The organism is Pelomonas sp. KK5 (assembly GCF_001984095.1).
GTDB lineage: Bacteria > Pseudomonadota > Gammaproteobacteria > Burkholderiales > Burkholderiaceae_C > KK5.
The window spans coordinates 1-7,840 of the sequence record NZ_LYVQ01000270.1 but is presented as its reverse complement, the minus strand read 5'-3'; the positions used below and the strand labels follow the sequence as shown (position 1 = coordinate 7,840).

The following is a 7,840-nucleotide window of genomic DNA, read 5'->3' as shown; positions in this document are numbered from 1 at the left end:
GGCCTGGTGCTCCGGCCCACCTTCGACAGCAGCCAGGTCGTCGGCGGCCTGGCCGGGCTCACCTCGGGCATGCTCTCGGCGGTGGCCTATCTGCAGGTGACGGCGCTGGGCCGGGTCGGCGAACCCGAGTCGCGCACCGTCTTCTATTTCTCCGCCGGCGGCGCGCTGGCCGGCGCCGCCACGGCGATGGCCACCGAGCACGGCTTCCATGCCCACACGCTGCGCGGCGTGCTGCTGCTCGTCGGCGTGGGCCTGATGGCCAGCGTGGCCCAGCTGTTCATGACGCGGGCCTACGCGCTGGGCAAGCCGCTGGTCAACGCCTGCCTGGCCTACCTGGGCATCGTGTTCGCCAGCGTCTGGGGCCTGCTGCTGTTCGACGACCGCGTGGCGCCGATCGCCTGGCTGGGTATCGTGCTGATCCTCGGCGCCGGGCTGGCCGCCACGCTGTTGCGCGCCAAGGCGACGACGCCGGCCGACTTCCAACATTCCGTCAGCGAGTCATGATGAGCACCTTGTTCACCACCCTGGTTTCCGCCACCGAATTGCAGGCCTTCCGCGGCCCGCTGCTGCTGGTCGACTGCCGTTTCGACCTGGCCGACACCGCCGCCGGCGAGGCGGCCTACGCGGCCGGCCACATCCCCGGCGCGCACTATCTGCACCTGGACCGCGACCTGAGCGCCGCCAAAACGGGCCGCAACGGCCGGCATCCGCTGCCCGACCGCGAGGCCTTCGCCGCCCGCATGGCCGCGCTGGGCCTGACGCCGGACACGCAGGTGGTCGCCTACGACGCCCAGGGCAGCATGTACGCCGCGCGGCTGTGGTGGATGCTGCGCTGGCTCGGGCACGAGCGCGTGGCGGTGCTGGACGGCGGCCTGGCCGCGTGGCCGGGTCAGCTGACGAATGACGTTACGGCAAGACCCGCCCCCAGCGGCTTTGCAGCCGGTGAGTCCTTGGTCGGCAGCGTGGACGCGGACCAGTTGCAGGCCAGCCTCGGCAAGCTGCGCGTCATCGACGCTCGTGCCCCCGAGCGCTTCCGCGGCGAGGTCGAGCCGCTGGATCCGAAGGCCGGCCATATCCCCGGCGCCAGCAACCGCCTGTTCAGGAACAACATGGCGGCGGACGGCTTGCGCTTCAAGCCCGCCGCCGCGCTGCGCGCCGAGTTCCAGGCCCTGCTGGCCCCGTTCGACGGCGACCAGGTGGTGCACCAGTGCGGCTCCGGCGTCACCGCCTGCCACAACCTGCTGGCGATGGAGCATGCGGGGCTCAAGGGCTCGCTGCTGTATCCGGGTTCGTGGAGCGAATGGTCGTCCGATCCGGCGCGGCCGGTTGCCATTGGCTGACCAGGGGGTTATGGTGAAGGCCATAGGAGGCCTTGCACCATGTTCAAACGCATCCTGATCCCGACCGACGGTTCGGACATCACCGCCAAGGCCGTCAATGCCGCCATCGGCATGGCCCGGGTCCACGGCGCGACGCTCTACGTGCTGAGCGCCAAGGAGCCCTTCCCCTACAGCGCCGTCTCGGAGATGCAGCCGACGCCGCCGCAGGAGTTCTTCGACGCGCAGGAGCGCATCGCCACCACCCGGGTCAAGGACGTGCAGGCACTGGCCGCTGCGGCCGGCATCCCCTGCGAGCTGACCACGGTCGAGGCGCTCCACCCCTGGGAGGCGATCATCGAGCATGCCGCCGAGCACCAGTGCGACCTGGTGGTCATGGCCTCGCACGGGCGCCGCGGGGTGTCGGCGCTATTGCTGGGCAGCGAGACGCAGAAGGTGCTGACCCACTGCAAGATCCCCGTATTGATCGTCCGTTGACCGATCAGTGGTGGTGCCCGGCTCCGGCCAGCACCACGCCCACGACCAGCGCAAGACCTGCCCCCAGCCAGGCCAGCTGCAGCACCGTCTCGCGCAGCGGCAGGCGCCGCTGCAGCTGGGGAATCAGGTCGGCCACGGCCACGTAGATGAAACTGCTGGACGCCGCCACCAGCAGGTAGGGGAACAGCGCTTCCCAGGGCCCGACGATGAAGTAGCCCACCAGCCCGCCCAGCACCGCCGCGAAGCCCGAGATGGCGTTGAACAGCAGGGCCTTGGCGCGCGAGAAACCGGCGTTCAGCAGCACGATGTAGTCGCCCACCTCCTGCGGGATCTCGTGGGCGATGATGGCCACCGAGGTCGCCAGGCCCAGGCGCGGATCGGCCAGGAAGGCGGCGGCGATGATGATGCCGTCGCAGAAGTTGTGGATGCTGTCGCCCACCAGCACCGAGAAGCCGCCGCGGCCGGCCTGCTCCTCGTCGAAGTGATGGTGGTGGTGGTGCCCGTCGCCTTCGTGGTGGTGGTTGTGGCGGTACAGCTCCGCCTTCTCCAGCAGGAAGAAGAACAGCAGGCCGCAGAGCAGCGTGACGAACAGGCCCTGCGGCGCCGCATCATGCGACTCGAAGGCCTCGGGCAGGATGTTCAGCAGCGCCGTGCCCAGCAGCACGCCGGTGGACAGGCTCACCAGGTGCTTGACGATGCGTCCGAGCAGCGCCACGGTCAGGCTCGCCGCGATGATGACGGACAACAGGCCGCCGATGAAGGTGGCGCCGAGGATGTAGAGCAGGGTCATTGAAACTTTCAGGCAGCGCCGTTGGCCTTGAACCAGGCAATGCAGCGCTTCCAGGCGTCGTCGGCCGCTTCCTTGCGGTAGCTGGCGCGGTAGTCGGCATTGAAGGCGTGAGGGGTGTCGGGATAGACGTGGAATTCGCTGCGCTTCGCGGCCGGCGAGCCTTTGGCCAGCGCGGCCTTCATCTGCTCGACCGTCTCCAGCGGAATGCCCTGGTCGGCGCCGCCATAGAGCCCCAGCACCGGCGCCTTCAGCTCGCCCGCCAGCTCCACAGGATGGCGCGGCTGCAGTGCCGAGGGCGAACCCACCAGCTTGCCGTACCACGCCACGCCGGCCTTCACGGCCGGGTTGTGCGCCGCATAGAGCCAGACGATGCGGCCGCCCCAGCAGAAGCCCGTAACGCCGAGCCTCGACGCATCGCCGCCCTGGCTCTTCGCCCAGGCCACGGTGGCGTCCAGGTCGCCCATCACCTGGGCATCCGGCACCTTGGAGACGACTTCCTCCATCAGCTTGGCGATCTCGCCGTAGCTGCCGGCATCGCCCTGGCGCACGAACAGCTCCGGCGCGATGGCCATGTAACCGAGTCGTGCAAAGCGGCGTGCCACGTCGGCGATGTGCTCGTGCACGCCGAAGATCTCGCTGATCACCAGCACCACCGGCGGGTTCTTCGCGCCCTCGGGCACGGCGCGGAAGGCCGGCATCTGGAAGTCGCCGACCTTGATCATCACCTCGCCGGTGACGAGCCCCTCGGAGGAGGTGCGGATCGTCTGCGAGCTCACCGGCAGGACAGCGGCGGCGAAGGTCGTGCCGACGGCCGCAGTCCTGACGAAGTCGCGCCGACCAGCGTCGATCCTGTCCTTGCCCATCCTGTGACCTCCCCTGCACGAAAGCGCAGCATTTTGCCCTGACAATCGCGCCCATGAATTTGCCGACCTCCATGCCCCCTCTGGCCGCCATCGACATGGGCTCCAACAGCTTCCGGCTCGAGATCGCGGAGGTGCAGCAGGACGGGCGCTACAAGCGCATCGAATACCTGAAGGAAACCGTGCGCCTGGGCGCCGGCCTGGATGCCGACGGCATGCTCACCGAGGCCGCCATGCAGCGTGGCCTGGACTGCCTGCGCCGCTTCGCGCAGCGCCTCACCGGCTTCGCGCCGCAGCACGTGCGCGCGGTCGCCACGCAGACGCTGCGCGAGGCGCGCAACCGCAATGCCTTCCTGCTGCGCGCACAGGAGGCACTGGGCTTCCCGATCGAGGTGATCTCCGGCCGCGAGGAGGCGCGCCTGATCTTCGCTGGCGTGGCGCGGCTGCAGCCCTCGGCCGAGAAGCGCCTGGTGATCGACATCGGCGGCCGCTCCACCGAGATGATCCTGGGCAAGGCGCGGCGCCCGCTGGCGGCCGAGTCCTTCCAGGTCGGCAGCGTCGGCCTGTCGATGCGATTCTTCCCCGAGGGCCGCTTCACGGCGGAAGCCTTCCGCGCCGCCCAGGTGGCTGCCGGCGCCGAGCTGGAGGAAGGCTTCAGCCTGTTCCGGCCGGAGCTGTGGAAGCACGCGCTGGGCTCTTCGGGCACCGTCGGTGCGGTGGCGCAGATCCTGGCCGCCACCGGCGTCACCGACGGCCGCATCACGCCCGACGCGCTGCGCTGGTGCATCGCCCAGTGCATCGAAGCCGGCCACATGGACAAGCTGGACCTGCCGGGCCTGAAGGAAGACCGCCGCGCCGTCGTCGGCGGCGGCCTGTGCATCCTCTACACGCTGCTGACCCAGTTCGGCATCGACGAGCTGCTGCCCGCCAAGGGCGCGCTGCGCCAGGGCGTGATCTTCGACCTGGTCGAGCGCCTGGCCGGCACGGCCGGCTTCGGCGCGGCGATCGCGGACATGCGCGAGGCCTCGGTGGCCACGCTGCAGCGCCGCTTCGGCGTGGACCTGGCGCAGGCCCGCCGCGTGCGCTCGCTGGCCGGCGAACTGCACGGCCAGCTGGCTGGCCGCGTGCCGCGCGAGATTCAGCGCGAGCTTGGCTGGGCCGCCGACCTGCACGAGATGGGCATGATGGTCTCCCACCACGACCACCACCGCCACAGCGCCTACCTGGTGGCCCATGTGGACGCGCCGGGCTTCTCGCAGAGCCAGCAGCAGCGCGTCGGCGAGCTGGTGCTGGGCCAGCGCGGCGGCCTGCGCAAGCTGGAGCGCCAGCTCGGCGACGAGACCTTCCTGTGGCAGACGCTGGCGCTGCGCCTGGCCGTCATCTGCAACCACGCGCGGGCCGACCTGGACACCACCGCACTGCGGTTGCGCCGCACCGGCCGCCACCTGCAGCTGAGCCTGCCGCGCCTGTGGCCCTCGCAGCAGCCTCGGGCGGTGTTCCTGCTGGGCGAAGAGGCCCAGGCCTGGGCCCGCAACGGCGGGCTGGAGATCGAGATCGCCTGACGCCGCTCAGGCTTCTTGCGCGAAGCGCCGCATCAGCGCCTGCTGCGCGCTGGCGCCGCGGTCGCTGATCCGCACCGAATGCCCGTCCGGGCCCAGTTGCCAGGCGTCCAGCGCGTCGTGCAGATAGGGCTGCAGCGCCTCGTCGATGATGCGCTGGCGCAGCTTCGGGTCGCTCACCGGCCACGCGATCTCGATGCGGCGGAACATGTTGCGGCTCATCCAGTCGGCGCTGGACAGGTACAGCGCCTCGTCCTCGTCGCCCTGTCCCCAGCGGAAGTAGCAGATGCGCGAGTGCTCCAGGAAGCGGCCGACGATCGAGCGCACGACGATGTTGTCGCTGACGCCCGGCAGGCCCGGCGGCAGCATGCAGGCGCCGCGCACGATCAGGTCCACATGCGCGCCGGCCTGGGCCGCGCGCAGGATGCCCTCGATCAGCTGGGCATCGGTCAGCGCGTTGATCTTGAGCACCAGCCGCGCCGGCTTGCCTGCGCGGGCCGCGGCTTCCAGCTGGGCCAGATGTTCCATCATGCGGCTGTGCATGTTGAACGGCGCCAGCAGCATGCGCCGCGGCGTGCGCAGCTTGCCCAGGGCGGCGAGCTGGCGGAACACCATGTCGGCATCGGCCGTCAGGTCGCGGTCCGACGTGAGGTAGCCGAGGTCGGTATAGAAGCGCGCCGTCTTCGGGTTGTAGTTGCCGGTGGAGAGGTGGGCATAACGCCGAAGCTTGCCTGACTCGCGGCGCGTCACCATCAGCAGCTTGGCATGGGTCTTGTAGCCGACGATGCCGTACACCACCTGCGCGCCCACCGCCTCCAGCCGCTCGGCCCAGTTGATGTTGGCCTCCTCGTCGAAGCGGGCCTTCAGCTCCACCACGGCCAGCACCTCCTTGCCGCGCCGGGCCGCCTCGATCAGCAGCTCCATCAGCACCGACTCGCTGCCGGTGCGGTAGATCGTCAGCTTGATTGCCAGCACGTCCGGGTCGTCCACCGCCTCGCGCAGGAAGGCCACCACCGGCTCGAAGCTCTCGAACGGGTGGTGCAGCAGCACGTCGCCCTTCTGGCGCAGCTGCGCGAAGATCGACTTGCCGCGCGGCAGCGCCCGCGGCCACACCGGCTCGTAGGGCGGGAAGCGCAGCTCGGGCGAGTCGTCGGTGCGGGTCTGGTCGATCAGCTCGTTGAGCCGCACCAGGTTCACGGGACCGTTGACGCGATACAGCGCCGCCGGCGGCAGGTCGAACTGTTCCAGCAGGAACTCCGACAGCTCCACCGGGCAGGTGTTCACCACCTCCAGCCGCACCGCGCGGCCGAAGTGGCGGGTCGTCAGGCCCGAGCGCAGCGCGTGGCGCAGGTTGGCGATCTCCTCTTCATCGACCTCGAGGTCGGAGTCGCGCGTCACGCGGAACTGCGCGAAGGCCTCGACCTTGCGGCCGGCGAACAGGTCCTCCAGGTGGGCGCGGATCACGCTGGTCAGCAGCACGAAGGCCTGCTTGCGGCCACTCAGCTCGGGCGGCAGCTTGATGACCCGCGGCAGCACGCGCGGCACCTTGACGATGGCGATGCGGCTGGCCCGGCCGAAGGCGTCCTTGCCCGACAGCCGCGCGATGAAGTGCAGGGACTTGTTGGCCACCTGCGGGAACGGGTGCGCCGGGTCCAGCCCCACCGGGATCAGCAGCGGCCGCACCTCGCGCTCGAAGAAGCGCGCCACCCACTGGCGCTGCGCCTCGTCCCGCTCCGCGTGGTTGACGATGACGATGCGCTCGGCCTGCAGCGCCGGCATGATCTGCTCGTTGAAGACGGCGTACTGCTCGTCGATCAGCGTGTGGGCGGCGCGGCCGACGCGCTCCACGTCGGCATGGCTCACCAGCCGCTCGGGGCCGCGCGCGGCGTCGAGCATGTCGGCGAAGCGCACCTCGAAGAACTCGTCGAGGTTGGAGGACACGATGCACAGGTAGCGCAGCCGCTCCAGCAGCGGCACGTCGGGCCGCTCGGCCTGCTTGAGCACGCGGCGGTTGAATTCGAGGATGGCCTGCTCGCGGTTGAGGAGCACGGGAGACTCAGGCGTCAGGACTTCGATCGGCAAGGCAGCAGTCATGGACCCATGTTATGAATTTTTGATGACAAGTCCATGACTCCGGCGACGCCGATAATCCGCCCCCAAATGCACCTGACGATCCCCTACGCCAGCGACCTCGGCGAGGCCTGCGCGCACATGCTGGGCGAGCTGGCCCTGCCCCGCCTCTCGGAACTGCTGGGCCTGCTCGAAGCCGCCGGCGCCCCGCTCGGCGGCGACGAGATGAGCCCCGACACGCCCTTCGAGCAGCAACTGGCCGCGCTGCGCGGCGCCGCGCCGGGCCCGGTGCCCACGGCCGCCTGGCTGGCCCGCGACCTGGGCCTCGACCCCAAGGCCTGCTGGGCCCTGCTGACGCCGATCCACCTGTCGGTCGGCACCGATCAGGTCACCGCGCTCGATCCGGTTGCGTTGAATCTTGACGTTAGCGAATCCCGGGCTATCTTTGAATCTCTGGCCGAGTTGTGGCCCGAGGGGGAAGGCTGGCTCTCGCACTGGGTGGCGCCGACGCAGTGGCTGATCGCCCACCCGCGCCTGGCCGGCGTGCGCGCCGCCAGCCTGGACCGGGTGGTGCAGCGCGGCGTCGAGCCCTGGCTGCCCGAGGCGCGGGCGCTGCGCACCCTGCAGAACGAGATACAGATGCTGCTGCACCGCAATCCGCATGTCGAAGCCCTGGAGGCGGCCGGCCGGCTCGCGCCCAACTCGGCCTGGGTCAGCGGCTGCGGCGTGGCCAGCGGTGGCGCGTTG

The 7,840-nt window shown here is 70.2% G+C and carries 7 protein-coding genes and 1 pseudogene; 5 read left to right on the top strand and 3 right to left on the bottom strand.

All coding sequences use genetic code 11. The features are described 5' to 3' along the window. The 3 genes and pseudogenes from B0W88_RS33880 to B0W88_RS27565 form a co-directional block, all read left to right on the top strand. Nucleotides 1-504, top strand: a pseudogene (locus B0W88_RS33880) (EamA/RhaT family transporter); the annotation flags it as partial. Beyond that, entirely contained in the window at nucleotides 501-1,340 is an 840-nt protein-coding gene (locus tag B0W88_RS27570; protein ID WP_077037769.1) for a sulfurtransferase, read from the top strand. The pseudogene B0W88_RS33880 and the gene B0W88_RS27570, both read left to right, overlap by 4 nt. Nucleotides 1,341-1,379: 39 nt before the next feature. After that, on the top strand, nucleotides 1,380-1,814 hold the full coding sequence (locus tag B0W88_RS27565) for a universal stress protein (RefSeq protein WP_077037768.1): 435 nt from the start codon (nucleotides 1,380-1,382) through the stop codon (nucleotides 1,812-1,814). 4 nt (nucleotides 1,815-1,818) lie between these two features. On the opposite strand, the gene B0W88_RS27560 is transcribed toward B0W88_RS27565, so the two are convergent. Both B0W88_RS27560 and B0W88_RS27555 read right to left on the bottom strand, forming a co-directional pair. After that, on the bottom strand, nucleotides 1,819-2,604 hold the full coding sequence (locus tag B0W88_RS27560) for a ZIP family metal transporter (RefSeq protein WP_077037767.1): 786 nt from the start codon (nucleotides 2,602-2,604) through the stop codon (nucleotides 1,819-1,821). Nucleotides 2,605-2,612: 8 nt separating this feature from the next. Further along, nucleotides 2,613-3,467, bottom strand: a complete 855-nt coding sequence (locus tag B0W88_RS27555) for a dienelactone hydrolase family protein (RefSeq protein WP_077037766.1) — start codon at nucleotides 3,465-3,467, stop codon at nucleotides 2,613-2,615. 53 nt (nucleotides 3,468-3,520) lie between these two features. Here B0W88_RS27555 and ppx point away from each other — a divergent pair, with 53 nt between their 5' ends. Then, nucleotides 3,521-5,026, top strand: a complete 1,506-nt coding sequence (ppx, locus tag B0W88_RS27550; RefSeq protein ID WP_077037765.1) for an exopolyphosphatase — start codon at nucleotides 3,521-3,523, stop codon at nucleotides 5,024-5,026. 6 nt (nucleotides 5,027-5,032) lie between these two features. Here the strand turns inward: ppx and ppk1 are convergent, their stop codons facing one another. Further along, complete coding sequence (gene ppk1, locus B0W88_RS27545; RefSeq protein WP_077037764.1) at nucleotides 5,033-7,117, bottom strand: polyphosphate kinase 1; 2,085 nt, start codon at nucleotides 7,115-7,117, stop codon at nucleotides 5,033-5,035. 66 nt (nucleotides 7,118-7,183) lie between these two features. On the opposite strand from ppk1, the gene B0W88_RS27540 reads away from it, so the two are divergent. After that, nucleotides 7,184-7,840: hypothetical protein (locus B0W88_RS27540; protein WP_077037763.1), on the top strand; the 657-nt coding region annotated here is incomplete at its 3' end.

Coding starts and splice junctions, on each gene's coding strand:
- ppx (WP_077037765.1), top strand. CDS start 3,521: ATGAATTTGCCGACCTCCATGCCCCCTCTGGCCGCCATCGACATGGGC.
- B0W88_RS27565 (WP_077037768.1), top strand. CDS start 1,380: ATGTTCAAACGCATCCTGATCCCGACCGACGGTTCGGACATCACCGCC.
- B0W88_RS27555 (WP_077037766.1), bottom strand. CDS start 3,467: ATGGGCAAGGACAGGATCGACGCTGGTCGGCGCGACTTCGTCAGGACT.
- ppk1 (WP_077037764.1), bottom strand. CDS start 7,117: ATGACTGCTGCCTTGCCGATCGAAGTCCTGACGCCTGAGTCTCCCGTG.
- B0W88_RS27560 (WP_077037767.1), bottom strand. CDS start 2,604: ATGACCCTGCTCTACATCCTCGGCGCCACCTTCATCGGCGGCCTGTTG.
- B0W88_RS27570 (WP_077037769.1), top strand. CDS start 501: ATGATGAGCACCTTGTTCACCACCCTGGTTTCCGCCACCGAATTGCAG.